The organism is Nostoc sp. (assembly GCF_036917465.1).
Taxonomy (GTDB): Bacteria; Cyanobacteriota; Cyanobacteriia; order Cyanobacteriales; family Nostocaceae; genus Nostoc.
On record NZ_JBALDL010000077.1, the window covers coordinates 62,912 to 81,726 of the forward strand.

At 41.9% G+C, this 18,815-nt stretch carries 13 protein-coding genes and 1 tRNA gene; 7 read left to right on the forward strand and 7 right to left on the reverse strand.

Annotated elements, in window-relative coordinates; translation table 11 throughout:
• Positions 1-14: 14 nt before the first annotated feature.
• Positions 15-2,282, reverse strand: a complete 2,268-nt coding sequence (locus tag V7K38_RS18705; RefSeq protein WP_334859892.1) for a transglycosylase domain-containing protein — start codon at positions 2,280-2,282, stop codon at positions 15-17.
• A gap of 435 nt (positions 2,283-2,717) precedes the next feature.
• On the opposite strand from V7K38_RS18705, the gene V7K38_RS18710 reads away from it, so the two are divergent.
• Positions 2,718-3,377, forward strand: coding sequence for a hypothetical protein (locus tag V7K38_RS18710; RefSeq protein ID WP_334859893.1), 660 nt, complete (start codon positions 2,718-2,720; stop codon positions 3,375-3,377).
• A gap of 211 nt (positions 3,378-3,588) precedes the next feature.
• On the opposite strand, the gene lspA is transcribed toward V7K38_RS18710, so the two are convergent.
• A complete protein-coding gene (lspA, locus tag V7K38_RS18715; RefSeq protein WP_334859894.1) occupies positions 3,589-4,065 on the reverse strand; it encodes a signal peptidase II in 477 nt (158 codons plus the stop codon).
• Between the two features lie 93 nt (positions 4,066-4,158).
• Positions 4,159-4,746 carry a biotin transporter BioY gene (locus V7K38_RS18720; protein ID WP_334859895.1) on the reverse strand — a complete coding sequence of 196 codons (588 nt, stop codon included), beginning with the start codon at positions 4,744-4,746 and terminating at the stop codon, positions 4,159-4,161.
• Positions 4,747-5,516: 770 nt separating this feature from the next.
• On the opposite strand from V7K38_RS18720, the gene pstS reads away from it, so the two are divergent.
• The 4 genes from pstS to pstB all read left to right on the forward strand — a co-directional run bounded on the left by pstS (position 5,517) and on the right by pstB (position 9,545).
• A complete protein-coding gene (gene pstS / locus V7K38_RS18725) occupies positions 5,517-6,698 on the forward strand; it encodes a phosphate ABC transporter substrate-binding protein PstS (protein WP_334859896.1) in 1,182 nt (393 codons plus the stop codon).
• Positions 6,699-6,828: 130 nt separating this feature from the next.
• Entirely contained in the window at positions 6,829-7,779 is a 951-nt protein-coding gene (gene pstC, locus V7K38_RS18730; protein WP_334859897.1) for a phosphate ABC transporter permease subunit PstC, read from the forward strand.
• Between the two features lie 20 nt (positions 7,780-7,799).
• The gene (pstA, locus tag V7K38_RS18735; protein WP_334859898.1) at positions 7,800-8,681 is read left to right on the forward strand and encodes a phosphate ABC transporter permease PstA; all 882 of its coding nucleotides are present in this window, start codon (positions 7,800-7,802) and stop codon (positions 8,679-8,681) included.
• A gap of 57 nt (positions 8,682-8,738) precedes the next feature.
• Complete coding sequence (gene pstB, locus V7K38_RS18740) at positions 8,739-9,545, forward strand: phosphate ABC transporter ATP-binding protein PstB (protein ID WP_334859899.1); 807 nt, start codon at positions 8,739-8,741, stop codon at positions 9,543-9,545.
• Positions 9,546-9,813: 268 nt separating this feature from the next.
• On the opposite strand, the gene V7K38_RS18745 is transcribed toward pstB, so the two are convergent.
• The 3 genes from V7K38_RS18745 to V7K38_RS18755 form a co-directional block, all read right to left on the reverse strand.
• Positions 9,814-9,884: transfer RNA gene (locus V7K38_RS18745), tRNA-Gly, on the reverse strand.
• A 50-nt stretch (positions 9,885-9,934) separates the two neighbouring features.
• Positions 9,935-11,104: a hypothetical protein gene (locus V7K38_RS18750; protein WP_334859900.1), complete on the reverse strand. Its 1,170-nt coding sequence runs from the start codon at positions 11,102-11,104 to the stop codon at positions 9,935-9,937.
• Between the two features lie 68 nt (positions 11,105-11,172).
• Positions 11,173-14,697, reverse strand: coding sequence for a response regulator (locus tag V7K38_RS18755; protein ID WP_334859901.1), 3,525 nt, complete (start codon positions 14,695-14,697; stop codon positions 11,173-11,175).
• Positions 14,698-15,722: 1,025 nt separating this feature from the next.
• Between V7K38_RS18755 and V7K38_RS18760 the strand changes: the two genes are divergently transcribed.
• Complete coding sequence (locus V7K38_RS18760; RefSeq protein ID WP_334859902.1) at positions 15,723-16,355, forward strand: GNAT family N-acetyltransferase; 633 nt, start codon at positions 15,723-15,725, stop codon at positions 16,353-16,355.
• A gap of 610 nt (positions 16,356-16,965) precedes the next feature.
• Positions 16,966-17,520 (forward strand): hypothetical protein, encoded by a 555-nt coding sequence (locus V7K38_RS18765; RefSeq protein WP_334859903.1) that lies wholly within the window; start codon positions 16,966-16,968, stop codon positions 17,518-17,520.
• 8 nt (positions 17,521-17,528) lie between these two features.
• Here V7K38_RS18765 and V7K38_RS18770 read toward each other — a convergent pair whose 3' ends face one another.
• Complete coding sequence (locus tag V7K38_RS18770) at positions 17,529-18,674, reverse strand: histidinol-phosphate transaminase (protein WP_334859906.1); 1,146 nt, start codon at positions 18,672-18,674, stop codon at positions 17,529-17,531.
• Positions 18,675-18,815: the final 141 nt, after the last annotated feature.

Genomic DNA, 18,815 nt, shown 5'->3' on the forward strand with positions numbered 1-18,815 from the left:
TTCCCAATTCCCATTTATCGCGTAATCCGCCGCATATAATTTCCCCATAACTGAGCGGCTTGAGCGCTGCTACCAGATGTGGGGGAATTGTTGTCGTTTCCCAACCAAACACCAGTTACAAGCCGCCGGCTTGGGATAAAACCTATGAACCACAGGTCAACGTTTTTATCAGTTGTGCCTGTTTTACCAGCTTCTCCTAGTCCAATGGCAGCACTACGACCGGTACCTCTGGTGATGACACCACGCATTAAACTAGTCATCTCATCGGCTACACCTGTTGGTAAAACTCGTTTATTGGCATCTGGGTCTTGGTCGAAGGAGTAGATCACACGGCAGGTTTTGATATCATTGCGATCGCGGCAATCACCACTGTCTAAAATTCGGTTAATTGCATGGGGAGGATTCCGTACACCACCATTACCAATAGCGCCAAAAGCACCAGTCATTTCCAAGACATTGACCACACTTTGTCCCAGCACCAAGCCAGGAACCTGATCGAGGTTTGACTTGATTCCCAAATTCTGAGCCATCGCCACTACTTTATTCAACCCAATTTCTTTGGCAACACCCAAGGCGATAGGATTTTCTGAAAGAGCAAGTCCGGTGGCGATATCTAAACTGCCAGCACCTGAACGACAGGGTTTGTAAGTGAATCCTTGCCAAGTTAAAGGAGCGCAGGAATAACTCTTAGATGGTGAAATTCCCTGTTGAATAGCGGCGGTGTAAGCAAAGATTTTAAAGGTGGAGCCTGGTTGTCTTTTAGCTTGAACAGCACGATTGAACTGACTTTTTTTGTAATCAGTTCCGCCTACCATTGCCAGGATGCCACCTGTACTGGAGTCAAGAGTTACCACCGCCCCTTGAGAAAAATTAAAACTTCCACCACTATTGTTGACTGAATTCCGCAACGCCGATTCTGCTTGGCTCTGTGTCGCTGGATCAAGCTGGGTTTCAATGATATAATTCCCTTCGTTTGCGGCTCCCTCACCTAAGATTGATTCAAGTTCAGAGAAGACGTAACTGTAAAAATAAGGAGCGATCGTCTTAGCTTGCTGTTCACAAACTTTAGGACTAACTTGAACAGTGGAACGTCTAGCTCGGTTCGCATCTTCAGGTTTAATTTTGCCCATTTCCAGCAACCGCTTAATTACGCGATTCCTGTATTCAGATGCTTCTAGCTTATTTGGCCCATTCCCACAAAAATCGAATGCGTTGGGAGCAGGTAAAATTCCCACCAAAGTAGCTGCTTCTGCCAAAGTTAATTCTTTAGCCGGCTTCTCAAAGTAATACCTGGCTGCATCTTCAAAGCCAGAGGTATCTCCCCCTAAAAAAACCCGATTTAAGTACATCAGCAAAATGTCGTCTTTGCTGTAAAACGTTTCTAGCTTCAGTGCGACAACTGCTTCCCGTAATTTGCGTCCAAGGGTATCCTGTCTGCCTACATACTCCCGGAACAAACTGCGGGCAACTTGCTGTGTAACAGTGCTGGCTCCTTGCTGCACATCTCCACTACGGCTATTAATTAACACGGCTCGTAAAATACCTAAAGGGTCAACCCCAAAGTGCCAGTAATAACGACTATCTTCTGAAGCTACTACAGCAGATGCTAAATAAGGGCCAAATTCCTCTAAACGCTTCATATCCACATGAGAGATAGTTCGAGGCTCTCTTAGTGGGGTGGCTCCATCACGAGCGTAAACAACTACTGGAGCGCGTGTAGCTGTAGGCAAGGGTCTAACTGGAAATTTCAGCCATTCTACGCCAATCACTAATGCGAACAAGGCGCTGACACCACCGACACCATAAGCTGTCCAACTTGCAGCTTTGACATACCAGGCTGGCGGATCGACGTATTGCAATCGCACAGAAGCGGCGAGTTCTGGGGGGCCCAGAGTCAAAATATCGCCGTGACGTAGTTCTAGGGAATTAACACGACGCTTGCCACGGTAAATGCCATTGGTGGAGTTTTCGTCTTTGATGACGAAAACTGGTGTGCTATGAGTAGAATTCCGCGATAGGGATAGGTGAATTTGGCTGACAACAGGGTTACGGACGACGATATCGCTGGATTTGGAGCTACGACCGAGAATATAGCGATCGCCCAACAGTGGATATACCTCTGCTTTATCCGCCCCCGCATCCTGCACCCAGAGTTCCGGTACTTTGGCATTAGGCTTGAGCGCCAGCTTGGAAAAATCAACCCTAGCTTGGATAGTATGGACTGCTTGAGTCAGTTGACCAATTAACGTTTGTGGCTTGTGAGGGGGTTGGGGAGAACTCATCGGCTATTTACATCACACTTTTTAGTGAAGAATCGGGCGAATTACGATCAATTTAGATATTAGTCTTTCATCATTTTACTCATAAGCCAAAGCATAAATTAGCTATACGGAACTTTTTACTCTAATTTATACTTAAACTTTCTTAGTATTCTGAGCTAACTGGTTATTTTTATCACTTTCCTACAGATTCTTAAAATTTTTTATCGATTCTCAAAGGCTTGTTTTCTCTCCTAATACTACTTTAATAACTACAAGCATAGATATTTAAATTTGTATTTATAAACACTAGTTATTAATAAATAAAATATTTAATTTTTACCACTTTTACATATCCATATATTCTGAAACAAACCTAAATATATTCATTTAGGAAGATTTTCTAAATCTTATTGTCTGTTTAAATAGGCCGAGTGTCCGTTGAGGTTAATTTTAGAAATGATGGGAAAATCTCTGACCATGATTGGTACAGCTCTATCTTTGGCGCTGACTGCTAACATTGCTGTAGCCGAATCCAGTAAATCCCCCATAGCACAATCCACCGGTAGCGAATCTACAAGTGCACCAACGGAAATCAAGATGTCGCCACAAGGCATGAAAATACTGTGCGAGTATTTCCCGCTCAACTCTCGCTGTCCTGGCGGCACAGCACTCACTCCTAGCGCTCCTGGTGGCACTCCAGCACCAGCAGAAACACCACCTAGTACTCCTCCTGGTAGTACTAAAGTACCATCAGAAACACCACCTGGAACTGGAACTCCTGATAGCGCTCCAGCACCAGGAACTCCTACCCCCCCTGAAACTGGAACTCCTGAAGGCGCTCCAGCACCAGGAACTCCTACCCCATCTCAACCTGGCGCTCCTAGCAACTTAACTCCAGCACCAGGAACTGTTACCCCATCTGAACCTGGCGCTCCTAGCAACTTAACTCCAGCACCAGGAACTGTTGCCCCATCTGAGCCTGGCGCTCCTAGCAACTTAACTCCAGCACCAGGAACTGTTACCCCATCTGAACCTGGCAATCCTACAGAACCAGGTGCCAACTCTCCCACTCCATCTACTCCATCTACTCCATCTACTCCTAGCACAGGTAATTAAATTAAAAGCTGGACACGATCTCAATACTAATTTGCGATCGCCGATCGTCGGTGCATCTTGACTTTCTACACCAGTTATGCTAACTGGTGTAGGATAAAAATCCAAATCTCTGGAATCCATAGATCAAGTCTTCGCATATAAGACTGAACAATGGTTTCAGTAACCAGTAATCAATAGCCTGGGATGATTAAATCATCCCAGGCTTAATACTTTAATCGAACTTACTAGTAGAAGTTGGTGTTTTTTGAAAGGAAGCAATTAACAGGCAAACAATACCAATACTAATAAATGAATCTGCGACATTAAAAACAGGGAAGCTAATCAGGCGAAAATCAAGAAAATCAACGACATGGCCTAAAATAAAGCGATCGATACCGTTCCCCATAGCTCCGCCTAAAATTAAGCCATAGCCGAACTGATCCCACAAATTTAATGTTGGGCCAAACAAGGCCAACGCTATTAAGACCAAACTCACTCCTAAAGATAGCCAACGCAACCACTCTACTTTCCCACTTAAAAGACTAAAAGCGGCACCAGTGTTGGTGACATAGGTAAAGTGAAATATTCCAGTTAAGAGTGGTAGTGTTTGCCCTAAGTTGAAGGTTTGCACCACCCAATATTTTGTTATTTGGTCTAAGAAAAAAGCTATGAAGGCAGCAATCCAGAAAAGGCGGTTTTTTAAACGCATGAAACTAGGGGCTAGGGACTAGGGACTACGGACTAGGGACTAGGGATGAGAAGAATTTTAGATTTCTAGCCCTAGTCTCTAGTCCCTTAATGACTAATAAAACATTAAGTGACGCAATATATATGCTATTACAGTAACGGCACAGACCACACTTAATTGCCCTGGTAGTGCAAACCAAGAGTATCTAAGGATTGCTTGCATCAAAGATAGATTTTCTGTGCCTTTCCACTGAAAAATATAGCTAATAATCAAATAACTAATACCGCATAGATGCAGAGTTAACAAGCCACAAATGCAACTAAAGGCGAGAGTTTCTAGTCGAGGTCTAGCTTTAAAGGCAACTAAGCCACAAATCCAGGCTCCAGGAATAAAGCCTAGTAGATAGCCAAACTGAGATAGCTTAAGATAACCAATACCCCCACCATCGGCAAATACAGGTAATAAGGTTAACCCCATCACTAAATAGGCAATTTGCGAGAGCGCACCGGCATTTTTGCCCCCTAAACAACCCACTAACAGTACTGCGCCAATTTGAAAAGTGACACCTAAAGGAAAAGTCTGAATTCCGTGCTTACTCCAATTCCAAGGAAAGGTGATGCCATAAGCTTCTAGGAAGGTGCCACCCATTGTTAGGAGTAAGCCAATCATTGACCATAGTAATTGATTGGAAGCAGCAAACATTTATCAGGAAACCAGGGAAAGGCAAAATAGCAAACCAACAGCAACTATTATGTTCATTGCTATTGAAATAAAATTAGTGCTGACACCTCTAACAATTAGCATATTTTTTTTTGCGTTTTTGGTATATAACTTTTCAGTTCTGCGAATTATGGCTTAGGTATCTATAGCTGTAATTTTATTGATTCAAGCGTAGGCTGATTCTGGTATTTGACCTAATACATGGTAAGGTTAGCAAAATTTAGTATTTGAACTGAGTTTTTTAGATTCAGCACCAAATTTATGCTACAAATTGTCAAAGATAGTTCCTTAATTCACAATTTTTTAGCGATCGCACTGCCTACTCTCCATAAAATAGGCAATTAATGGTTTTTCTTCTACTTTCTCTAAACTTAGATTGTTTTGTTATGACTTTAAGCCTGCTTAGACCTATAAGCAAGAACTTTCATAAGTTTCCAAATTTATATAAGCTTTTGATAATAGCACACCTTGTCAGTTTTCTATATATTTTTCATTACTTGACCAACAAAGTTACTCTAAATAATAGAGTTTTGTAAATATCTGTAACTAACTTCCTGTTGTACTATTTGTAATCATCTGACAAAAGCAGGATTAGAAATTCTATCAAGCAAAAGTAGAAATGAGTGTTTGTTCTTCATCAAAAAAAAACAAGCATTTTTTGCTTTATTAACCTATCCTTTACCTTAATCTTCATCTTTTATGGGTATTCTTAGAAGCGCTCACCTGAAAAGTTACCCAAACTATTGATAGCGATGCCCTCACCTCTTAGTGTAATAAAAATTCATCGCCTCACAGCTTCAGTTTCAGTGTTAGCACTGACAATCAGTCTAGCTGCATGTGGCGGACAGCAAAACCCAGATAGTACAGCCACCAAGGAGACACCCTCTGGGACTGCTACAGATACCACTGCTTCCAGCACAACCAAATTAGATTTGGGTGGAAATATCAAGTTAAGCGGGGCTGGTGCATCTTTCCCAGCGCCACTATATGATACATGGTTTACCGATCTAAATAAAAAATATCCAAATCTGCAAGTTGACTATGCCTCAGTTGGTAGCGGTGCTGGAGTTGAGCAATTTATTAAAGGCACTGTAGACTTTGGTGCCAGCGATGTTGCTATGAAGGATGAAGAAATCCAGAAAGTGCCAGCCGATAAGGGCGTTATTTTACTGCCTGTAACTGCTGGTAGCATCGTGCTAGCTTACAACTTGCCAGATGTTCCAGAACTTAAACTACCACGAGCCGTTTACGCTGATATTCTACTAGGCAAAATCACCTCTTGGGACGATCCCCAAATTGCCAAAGCTAACCCAGGTGCAAAGTTTCCTAAAGATAAAATCACAGTTGTTTATCGTTCAGATGGTAGCGGAACAACAGGTGTGTTTACAAAACACCTCAGCGCTATTAGCCCAGAGTGGAAAACTAAAGTTGGTGAAGGCAAAACTGTTAACTGGCCTACGGGAGTTGGTGCTAAGGGAAATGAGGGTATTACCGCCCAAATCCAACAAACACAAGGTTCTATTGGTTATGTCGAGTACGGCTATGCCAAACAAAATAGTCTCAAGTTTGCTGCTTTGGAAAACAAAGGCGGTAAATTTATTGTAGCTAGTGAAGAGTCAGCCTCTAAAACTCTGGCATCAGTAACTCTACCTCCCGATCTCCGTGTCTTCATTTCCGATCCAGAAGGGGCTGATTCCTATCCCATCGTCACTTATACCTGGATTTTGGCTTACAAAAAATATTCCAATCCGGCAAAAGCTAAGGCAGTTGAAGCTGCGATCGAATACGCTTTAACTGAGGGACAAAAACAGGCTACGACATTAGGGTATGTTCCTCTACCCCAAAACGTCATCACAAAGGTGGCTGCTGCTGCGGATCAAATTAGTCCAGAGTATAAAATATCTGTTGCTAGTAGTACTAGCGCCACCAAGTAGCTTCAGCTAAGAAATAAAGCATTCCTAGACAATAATTTTTAGGCTGCTTACTAAACTCATGAGGCAACAATTTTGTTGAGATGGTTGCCTCTCGTATCTTCCTCTGATTTAATTGTGAAAGTCGGTAGTCATGACTACAAATTCTCAAAATCTTTCATCAGCGACAAAAAATCGCTCTGATGTAGAAAAGTCCCTAGATCGGGGTTTTATTTGGCTAACTAAAATTTTCGCCTTTGGGGTTGCTGCCACTTTATTATGGATCGGCTTTCAGGTTGCAACTGCTTCTTGGCCTGCCATCCAAAAATTTGGTGCTAGCTTTTTAGCTAACACCACTTGGAACCCAGTTAATGATACCTACGGGGTGCTACCTCAAATTTATGGAACTCTCTTGAGTTCTTTTATTGGTTTACTGATAGCTGTACCGATTGGGGTTGGTACAGCTATTATCCTCAGCGAGGATTTTTTACCCGCTAAAGTGAAGTTGGTACTAGTTTTTGCGGTAGAACTACTTGCAGCTATTCCCAGCGTTGTCTACGGCGTATGGGGTATTTTCGTTTTAGTGCCTATCATAACTAACTTGGGAAAATGGCTCAATAGTTATTTTGGCTGGATACCATTTTTTAGCACCTCCCCTACAGGGCCAGGAATGTTACCGGCGGGAGTCATATTAGCAATTATGACTTTGCCCATTATCACAGCCCTATCACGCGATGCCTTAATTTCTATACCCCCCAGTTTGCGCCAAGCTGCCGTAGGATTAGGAGCAACCCGTTGGGAAACGATTTTGCAAATTCTGATTCCGGCCGCTTTTTCAGGGATAGTTAGTGCTGTGATGTTGGCACTCGGTCGGGCAATGGGAGAAACAATGGCTGTAACCATGTTGATTGGTAATTCCAACAACATTAGTATCTCACTGTTAGCACCAGGCAATACGATTTCTTCGCTACTGGCGAATCAATTTTCAGAAGCTAGTGGGTTGCAAGTTTCGGCTTTAATGTACGCTGCTTTAGTTCTATTCTTCTTGACCTTGGTAGTCAATATCATGGCCGAGTTTATCGTTATGAGAGTCAAGCGAATATAGCTTAAGTTTTGGGTTGAATTATGACTTCTAGTTTTCCAGAGCGTAGTTTAATTCGCGCTCCCATGTCTCAAAGGACACTGTTTAATACTGTAATGACTGTGGCTGCATTTATCTGTGGGGTATTGGCACTTGTGCCTTTGCTAGCAGTGCTTTCTTACGTCATTATTCAAGGTTTTAGCAGTTTGAATCCTAGCATCTTTTTTGAACTGCCACCCAAAGCTTTACAAAAGGGAGGGGGTTTTGGTAATGCAATCTTGGGCACACTATTAATGGTAGGAATTGCTGCCTTTATTAGTATCCCTTTTGGTGTTTTAGCGGCGATTTATATCACAGAATTTAGCTCGGCTAAAGTTGCAAGATGGGTACGTTTTGCAGCCAACGTCCTGAGTGGAGTGCCCTCAATTATTGCTGGGGTATTTGCATACGGGATTGTGGTTTTGACACTGGTGAAGTTAAACTTAGGATCATACTCTGCTCTCGGTGGAGGGTTTGCACTGGCAATTTTGATGTTGCCAATCATTGTCCGAACCACTGATGAAGCCTTGCAGTTAGTATCGCAAGATTTGCGACAAGCATCTGTGGGGTTAGGAGCAACTAACTTTCAAACAGTAAGTCAAGTAGTGTTGCCAGCAGCCTTACCTGCAATTGTAACAGGGGCAACGCTAGCGATCGCCAGAGCATCTGGAGAAACCGCACCTTTACTATTTACCGCGCTGTTTTCCAATTTTTGGCCTGGTAGCTTATTTGAACCCACAGCTTCCCTTGCTGTTTTGGTTTACAAATATGCCATTTCTCCGTTTAAAAATTGGCAATCACTAGCTTGGGCAGCATCTTTGATTTTGGTATTGATGGTTCTAATCACAAGTATCATCGCTCGCTGGGCAACTCGCCAGAAAGCTTAGTTAAATACCATCTACATAGCGGATTTATATCGCTAAAACTAATACTACATTTAATTTATGGCTAACAATATTAGCACAGTCAACGATACTCAAACCGTTTTACGCACCGAAAACCTCAACGTTTACTACGGCAAATTTTTAGCCTTGCAAAATATTTGGCTAGATATACCAAAAAATCAGGTGACAGCCTTTATCGGCCCTTCTGGTTGTGGTAAAAGTACGTTGTTACGATGCTATAACCGCCTCAATGACTTAATTGAATCATTCCGCGCAGAAGGTCAAATACTTTTTTACGATAAAAACTTGTATGCATCCGACATTGATCCTGTAGAAGTGCGTCGGAGAATTGGGATGGTGTTTCAAAGACCAAACCCTTTTCCAAAATCAATTTATGACAATATTGCTTTTGGAGCCAAAATCAACGGCTACAAAGGTAATATGGATGAATTAGTAGAACGGAGTTTGCGGCAAGCAGCTTTGTGGGACGAAGTAAAAGATAAACTACGACAAAGTGGTTCCTCTTTATCTGGGGGACAACAACAAAGATTATGTATTGCGCGTGCGATCGCAGTCCAACCTGAAATTATCTTAATGGATGAACCTTGCTCCGCTCTCGACCCTATTTCCACGTTGCGGGTTGAAGAACTAATTCACCAACTTAAAGAGCAATATACCATTGTTATCGTTACCCATAATATGCAGCAAGCAGCGCGGGTTTCTGATAAGACAGCCTTTTTTAATGTCAAGACTACAGAAACGGGAGGTCGTAACGGCTACATGGTAGAGTACGACGCAACAGAATTAATTTTCAACAATCCTCAGCAGCAAGATACCAAAGATTACGTTAGCGGCAGATTTGGATAAGTAGATAAATATTACACACTCTTGATGTTATAGCCATGAGGGATACTCGGAAGTTAAAGCTGTGCGATATTCCTCTAGTTTTTTATTTGTTTGCCAAGATTAGCGTAGGCGTAGCCCGCCGCAGGCATCGCTTGAGCAATTATCGCTGTTTATTGATCAACAAAAGCATTAACTGGGTGGGGTACGATACCTATCCCAGAATTGTCTACTTAAAATATTAGGTGTTACCTACACCGTGCTGCACTAGCGGATTTAAAAGTTTTTTTTAAGCGGGTGGCGGGAATCGAACCCGCATTAATAGCTTGGAAGGCTATAGTTTTACCACTAAACTACACCCGCAAGTTTCCAACTTTTTAAGTATAACATAGCTTTTAGAAAAACTCAAGTATCTAATTGGAATGAGCAGGTTGGATTTTAAACCTTACAAGTAGGTTGCTCGCTTGTTTTTTTGTCTCATCGGCGAGTTCGTAGGCAGGGTTAAATTTATTTTTTTGACAAACTTCCTCAAAGGCGAATTGCTCATATATGCCCTTTTCGTCCGGTGATATATTCTGATCGGGCAATAATACAGCCTTTGAACATACGCCATTTGCCTCAATGATTAAACTAAATAAAAAATTCCCCGTCTTCAGTCCAAGGTCTTGTTGGATTGCAATTGTAGAATCTTGTTTTGTGCTTTGTGCAAGTTCAGGTAGTTTGATATCCTTCGGTAAATCAGCTTTCATTAATATCATCTGTTGAGATGGAGTTAAAGGAATCCAGCTAACTGTTACTCCTCCTCCTGTATGAGTTTGTGCAGTAGTTCCGCCATTTTCAGTTCGTGGAGCGTATCCTGTTTGAGTGCGTGGTTCCTGTAGGGGTGAACCATTTTGTTGAGCTTCTTGTTGACGTTGACGTTGTTGAGCTTCTTGTTGAAGTTGACGTTGTTGAGCTTCTTGCTGACGTTGACGTTGTTGAGCTTCTTGTTGACGTTGACGTTGTTGAGCTTCTTGTTGACGTTGACGTTGTTGAGTAAGTTCTTGTTGAAGTTGACGTTGTTGAGTAAGTTCTTGTTGAAGTTGACGTTGTTGAGCTTCTTGTTGAAGTTGACGTTGTTGAGCTTCTTGTTGACGTTGACGTTGTTGAGCTTCTTGTTGACGTTGAAGTTGTTGAGCGCTCGCATTTTTATTATTTGTCAATGCGATCGCACTTCTATCTTGACCGCTAAGTGCAGGTTTTGCTGTTAACTTATCTTTTAGAACTACTTGCTTTGGTAATTTTACTGGTTGTACCTTTTGAATTCTGGATGATTCCTTGGGCGAGACTGGTTTTGGTTCAGACGCAACTTTTCTTGTTTTTGGTTTTGTCTCAGAATAAATCTCCACAACTTCAATTGGAATAGTGGTTTGATTTGGCTGGTGCCACAAACGGCTAAACTGAGATGAGCGCATCAGCCAGAATGCCAGCAAGTGCAGAGAGACTGAACCTATAACGACAGAAATCCACAAACCTGGTGGATCGGTATGTCGCCTCCAGACTTTGGTTGGAATTGGAGTTTTATCTGCAACCGATGGTGTCATATTATATAAACTGGATATGATTAGGCACTCTTACTCATTGCTAATGCTTTAAAACACCAGTCTAAATTTTAGCGATTAACCATTACCTCTGGTGTAACAGCAAAGGTCAAAACTGTTTCATCTACTCCTTTAAGTTTTAATGGACTACCTTTAGTAATTTCTTCTTCTTGCAAATAATCTGCCACGGCAGCAGAAACCAAGATAGTACCGGGAACAGCAGCAGCTTGCAACCTTGCAGCAATATTCACACTTGGGCCAATGGCTGTATAATCAGCGCGTTCAGCACTACCAAACATCCCCACAACAGCAGTACCTTGGTGGATACCGCACCGAAACTGGACGCTAGTCAGTCTGTCGCCATCAAATACACCTTGATCTCGCCAGCGCTGATTCAAGTCAGCCAGCGAACGGTGCATTGCTCTTGCTGTATTAATGGCACGACGCACCTGTTCGTTGGGGGTTAGTTCTTCCGGCGCTCCATATAAAGCTAAAATAGCATCTCCCATAAATTTATCTACAGTGCCGCCATTACTAAAGACAACTTTGGTCATGGCTTCTAAATATTCATTTAGCAACTCTGCGACTCGCCGGGATCTAAGAGTATTTGATAGCTGTGTAAAACCCACGATATCACTAAATAAAACTGTAATTAAGCGTGGTTCTGGACGCAAATCTAACGTTAAATCACCAGTTGCGGCTTTTTGCACCAATACAGCTGGCAAAAAGCGCTTTAGCACTGATTCTGTTAGATAAGTATTTAACTCCACGATTCGCCGTTCATTTTCCTTCAATGCCAAAAGATTCCGAACTTCCGCCAAAAGTTCCCGATCGTTGAATGGTTTTGCTAAATAAGCATCAGCCCCATATTCTGTACCTTCGATGCGGGTTTCTTCATCAACTTTCGCAGTCAGTAAAATGATCGGTGTTCCTTTCAGCTTCTCTTCATTGCGGATCAGCTGAATCATCTCCAGTCCGCTCACCAAGGGCATCATTAAGTCAGTCACAATCAAGCTGGGCATAATTTCCTTAGCTGTATTATGCCCTTCATAACCATTACGAGCCGTTTTTACCTGATAACCGTTACGGCGGAAAATCTCAGATACATAGGTTCGCAAATCCGGGTTGTCATCTACAACTAAAATTAAGTGTTGAGTCTTAAGTGCTGAGTCTTGAGTATCAATATTAGGGGAGGAACTTATTGTAATATCTTCAATATTGTCTGTTGTTGATACCAGTTCTAAATCAGCTAATTCTACGCTAGCGCGGCTCGTGTTCACTTCGGCAGGTGTTTCTACTACTTGTGGTGTCGGTAGATGAGCATTTCCAGTAAGAAGCCACAAACTAAAGGTAGTGCCTTGACCGTAAACTGATTCTACAGTTACTTGACCACCATGTAATTCTACCAATTCTTTAACTAAGGCTAAACCCAAACCACTGCCTTCATAGGAACGGTTTGCTGAACCTTCAGCTTGGCGGAAGCGCTCAAATAGGTGGGGAATTTGTTCTTGAACAATGCCAATTCCTGTATCTTGTACTTGCAATATGCAACGATCGCGCTCAGAATTTAGTCTGACACTGATTGTCCCGCCTTCGGGAGTAAACTTCATGGCATTTGACAGCAGGTTATAAACCACCTTGTCAAATTTTTCCATGTCCAAGTACACCGGAGAACATTCATCTAACTGGGTAACGAGATGCAGTTTCTTTTTCTCACAGTAGGGACGAAAAGATTCTACAATTTGGCTGACAAATTCCGTTAAATCGCAGGGATGGAAACTAGGCTGCATTCTCCCCGCATTCAGGCGTTGTAAATCCAGGAGTTGATTTACCAGTCGTAGCAGACGGCGGGAGTTACGCAGGGCGATCGCACTTTGGGAGTAAGATAATCCTTCACCAGCAGCTACCGCCGACTCTAAAGGCCCTAGAATCAAGGTGATGGGCGTGCGAAACTCATGGGAAATATTTTGGAAAAATTCGGTTTTTTGTTTGTCTAACTCCAGTAACCGTTCAGCTTGTTGGCGAGTCTTTTGATACAAATGTGACTGCTGCACAGCGATCGCGGCTTGAGCCGCTACTGCTTTCGCCAAATCGATATCAGATTGTAGCCACTGGCGTACTTTTTTACCTTCATGCAAAGTAATACTACCGATACATTTACCATCCGCCAATAATGGCACAAACATTAGCGATCGGGCTGGCATTTTTAACGGCAAATTAAAACCCTGCACATCTGAGGGAGAATGGCTCACGTTACCAATTACCACAGGTTCATGTGTCTGTAGCATTTGCTGGAGGATGGGATTCTCCTGTATAGATGCTTGAGAATAGGGTAATCTTGGAGTTGTTAAGTGATGATTGCTACTTGAGTTATTGTCTAGGACTGGCGAATGTAAATTTTCCAAATGTTGAAAACTGTCATACAAGCCCACACACTCGACAAACTCATCTTCCTCTGTCCACAAAGACAGGACGCAGCCATCAACCTGTAAGGCTTGTCCCAGTTGTTGAGTAATGGCCGCAAAAATATCTTGGGGGTCTAGACTAGAGCGAATCGCGCTAGTAATCGTATTAATTAAACTCTCTCGCTTGGCAAGGGCCCGTACTTGTTCGTAAGCATAAGCTTGAGATAAAGCTAAGGCTGCCTGATCCGCTACCATCAACACTAGCTGCACCTCATCTTCTCCCCAGAAGCGGGGTACAGAACACTGGTGTAGTGCCAGCACTGCCATCAGTTCTTGTTGGCAGATCAATGGCACGACTAAACTAGAACAAATATTAGCAGCGACAAAAGCTTCCCCACGTTGGCGGAGTTCGGGAGTATTACCGTGAATGCGTTTATCATCGGTTACATCGTGAATCACCTGAACTTCGCGGGTTTCCCACACCGTCTGAGCCAAAACAGTCAGAGGGGTAGAGGGGGAGAGGGACACAGCAGAAGAATTATTTGCCTGTACCTCTACTGGTGTATATACATCCCCTTCTTGAGAAAGAGCCTTCTGATAAATGAATCCTTTATCCGTCAATTGCTCATCTTGGAAGGGACGCAACAGACAGACATCCACCTCCAACATGTGACCCACTGTATCTACAATTGCCTGCAAAATTTGTCTGTAGTCTAAAGCACTGCGAATCGTATTGGTGACGGTATTCAGCAGCGATTCTTGTCGGAGTGTGCGGGTAAGTTCGCGGGTACGGGCTTTGAGGACATTATGAGTATCCAAAGCTTGGCGTACCACAGCTTTAAGTTCCTCAGCTTCCCAAGGTTTAGTAACATATTTAAAGACCTTACCAGCGTTGATTGCTTCCACCAAATCTTCGACATCAGTGTAGCCAGTTAAAATAATCCGAATAATATCTGGATATTGAGTTGCTGTCAGGCTCAAAAATTCTGTACCGCTCATCATCGGCATTCGCTGATCGGAGATGATCACCGCGACTTCTCCCTCTTGAGCCAGTAAATCAAGGGCCGCAGGGCCAGAGGTTGCCCTCAGCACTTTATAGTCGCGATAGAAAGTGCGGTAAAGCAAGTCAAGGTTGTCTGGCTCATCATCAACAACCAAAATTTTCGGCTTACTGTTTGCTTGGGATTTCATGCACCGCTTTCCTGCTGCAACGGCAGTCGGATAAAGAATAATCTGATCAGGGAAGGATTTTTCTGAGTCAGGTAAGAGCAGAGCATTTCGACCAATAGGGCTGCTTGGCTACATGACTGCTGAGTGTAGGAGCGTTTACTCACAGTAATTCGTCTCAATGGCTTATGCCCATTACCGTTTGCTTTAGTGAAGTGTAATTGCTTTCATGGTCAGTTTTAGGGTTATAGAGTCGATACTTGCTAGCCAAATCTTTTTTCACCTCCTGTAAGCAACGTCTAATACTACATACAGCACTAATAGCTAGCTGAAAAATCTAGATGAAGCTGCATATTAAGTTTTCCCTTTGCAGCAGTTGTACTAACACTTGCAGGTAAATTTTATTTATGGTAGTCATGGTAGAGTCAGCAAAATTAAAAATAAGATTTAAAGCTAAAGTATACTATTAGACAAATACGTCTTTCTAATTTAGCAATCATAACTATCATTAAGACAAGTGGCATTCATTAAGAAGTTAGGAAGAGGAATCTGCAAGATTCCTGCCTAGCACATGTACAGCCTGTTTCTATGACCGAGCAGCAAAGTCTTGTTAGTGTAGGTAGCGTCAATTGCATAAACAAGTTCAACACTATAACCAAAGGTGGTTTGCAATCAGAGTTTGTCAGTAGTGTACTTACTTAACAATTCTCTAAGTAATGCTTACGGACAGGTTATGCTATCTATCTACCCATTAACCTAAATCTGTACAACTTTACAGATGTTTTTGTGGTAAACAGACTGATATCCTCCTTATATCAAGTAAAGGATGCATCTGAACCTACTTAACTTGAGATTGTAGCTTTATGAAGCTGTAACTTCTAAGACTCTTTCAAAAAGATAGGCTATAAAGTCCCAAACTAAAGTGTAAAACTTTGTATGCTGTATTAAGCAAAAGCGAATTAGCAATCTTAGGTCAGTTTATCTCCTGGGGAGATATAAAGTTTTTATTCAGTTTAAATGGTGTTTGAGGATATTTGAGAAAATTTTCGTTGAATAAAATCAATACTAAACTAGCCTTGAAATATCGGTTTTTTCATCCATACCAGCAACAGCCAACCGATCCAGCTTGCTGCGAATTTCAAATTCGTACAGCTATACCTGCTGATTTGATCGGTGTTTCCCAAATTATTGCTGAAAGCTTTCACTCCCAAAAAGGTATGTGGGGATGGGCTTTTCCATTGCTCCGTCTGGGAATTTACGAAGACTTAAGGCATCGGATGGCATCACCTCTACCCCGTCATGTTTGTTTAGTAGCCTTTGAAGCTAGTAGTGGTGCTAATAATTTAGTAGGAAGTGTGGAAATGGGTGTACGTTACAGTGATTCGTGGATTCAGGCTGGTATGGGTTTTCCTTACTTATCTAATTTAGCGGTTCACCCAAAATACCGTAGACATGGCGTAGCTTCAGGGTTACTGAGTAGCTGTGAAAAAGTTTCTCGAGAGTGGGGATTTCAAGACTTATATCTTCACGTTTTGGAAAATAACTATCAGGCAAGACAACTTTATTTTAAGGTGGGATATCGGGTGCATAAAGTTGAATCGAATTTGAATACATTTTTACTAGGACGCTCAAGCCAGATGTTATTGCACAAGCATCTGAGTGCTGATTCCACTAGCTGCTAGCTGAATGGTTGTAAATTTTTATATTGTATTAGCTTGGAGAAAATATCTCATAGATATCGATAATCAAAGCAGAACCTAACCTAACTAAAAATTCAGGTATTATTGGCTCAATGTGTCGCTATATATAGCTTTAGATCCAATTTTAAGGATGTTCTTTAGGTTTATGATAGATAATTAGAATATTAATATATGATAAAAAATAACCTTAAAAGACTTTGCTAAGTTATTAAATGTTACATTTTGTCTTTTTTAACTGTCATTAAACAACAACCATTCTATATTACTTTATTTGATATAGATAAATGAATTACAATAGAATATATCTGTAAATTTCCTACTAAAAGAAAAAATTCCTCATAACAACTTTGTAATGAAAATATTAATCTTTATAAAAACTTTAAGAAAACAGTCTCTTAATTTAGGGACAAAGCTGGTTATATCTCATAAAATATAATCACTCAATTACTAAACAATGCGTATTTATAAGTATCTTAGTTAAATTGACCAAAAAACTCTTGATAATAAAAAATTCAAAGACCTAATTTGACATAAAATTTAATTCCGTTTTGAAGTGCATACTACTACCAAATTCGTTGAAAGTTTAAAAAACATGGATAGCGAACAGCATCGACGCTATCAAAACTCTATGATATCAACTTATTACCCGAAAACTAGTTTCCTTGACTCTGTTGTCATGCCAGATGGAACTGAGCAGTCGCAAGGCTCGGATATCCTCACACGTTTACATAGTGGAGAGGTTTTCATCGTCAATAGTCGGAGACGGAATGGACTAATCCTCTTTAAACGCTACCATGCAGAGTTTGCTGGGCCTGGGGCTGCTGTGGGTGGGGATTACGATTGTGATTGCCAAAGGGCACTGCCTATAGGTAATCTGTCTTTATTAACTCCCGAATCGAATGAAGAACGCCAGAAGGCTTACTTGATTAGACGACAGTGGATTCGGTTAATTAAACAAATTACAGAAAACCCAGTCCCTGCGCAGCGAGTTCAGAAAATTCTCGATCAATTTGAACAATACTTTCCACCAGAAATAGTGGCTCTTTTGCCGGATGTTGCTTTTGCCCTTTTGGTAGGTGTACTGCCACAAACAGTAGGAGTAGTACGTCGTTTGGGCAGTGAGATGGACAGCCGATTTAACTATTGAGTGAATTGCTAAAATTCTAAATCTCCTAAAACTGCTTGGACTCTAGTAACCGTGCGGGCGTTTTCATCTATTGTCCCGATAGTAATTCGCAATCCTCCACTAATGTGTCGTACAAGAGTGCCGAGTTTCCTCAGTTTCTGATGGAAAGTTTTTAGTACAGTATCTTGTGAACTTAAGCCATTTGGTTTAAGGCGTAGGTAAATAAAATTAGCAGCGCTTGCGGTAATTTGTAATTCTGGTTGCTGAGATAAAATTTCGATGAGTTTGGCTCGTTCACTCAAGGTTTGGGGAATTGACTCTAGCAAGAGTGTGCGGTTTTGTAAAGCAACTAATGCTGCTGCTATGGAAAAGCTGGGGAGATTATAAGGTAGGCGAACTTTTTCTAAAATGGCGATCGCTTCGGGATGAGCGATGCAATAACCAACCCGGAGAGATGCTAATCGGAAAGCTTTAGAAAAAGTGCGTAATATTAACCAGTTTGGGCGCTGTGATAACTCACTTACTAGAGTTGTTTGGCTGAATTCAAAATAAGCTTCATCAATTACTACCAAAATATCCTCTGGTAAGCTTCTTAACCACGCCAATTCTGCCGCAGTTAATCTGTTAGCGGTGGGCGAATTTGGATGCACTACAAAAACTACGCGAATGGGGGGATTTTGAGTTTGGGCGATCGCAGACTGTGCGGCTTGTAAGTCAATTTCAAAATTTGTTTCATTTCTTCCCACCGTCACTACAGAAATTCCCAAAGTCTGGGCTAAAATCCCGTACATAGAGAAAGTAGGAGTGGCAACTAAAATACAACCTTCTCCTCCTAGACAGGTAGCGATTAATAAAGAGCGGATTATTTCATCAGAACCATTTCCCACAGAAATATTGGCAGCAGTATTGGATAGCGGGAGGGCGGCTGATTCATTGACGTACTCTGCGATCGCATCCTTAAGCGTTTCATGCCCGCCATCAGGATAACGATTTGTTTCAATTACTTGCTGATACGTCCATGCTAGTTTCTCTTTTAACTCAGGTGGTAAATCATAAGGACTTTCATTTGTATCCAGGCGATCAAACTGTGTGGGGACAGAATTGGCTGTATCACTGCTGGGGTGGGGTTTATACGCGGTAAATTGGGCTAAATCTGACCGGATGAAGGGAAGCATAATTTTAGTCATTAGTCATTAGTTATTGGTCATTTGTCATTTGTCATTGAGTCAACTGCCCCACCCACGAGGGGATGGGGCTTGTAACTAGGAAATATGATTTCCCGAAACATATGGCATATTGACTGATGCCTGTTCCTC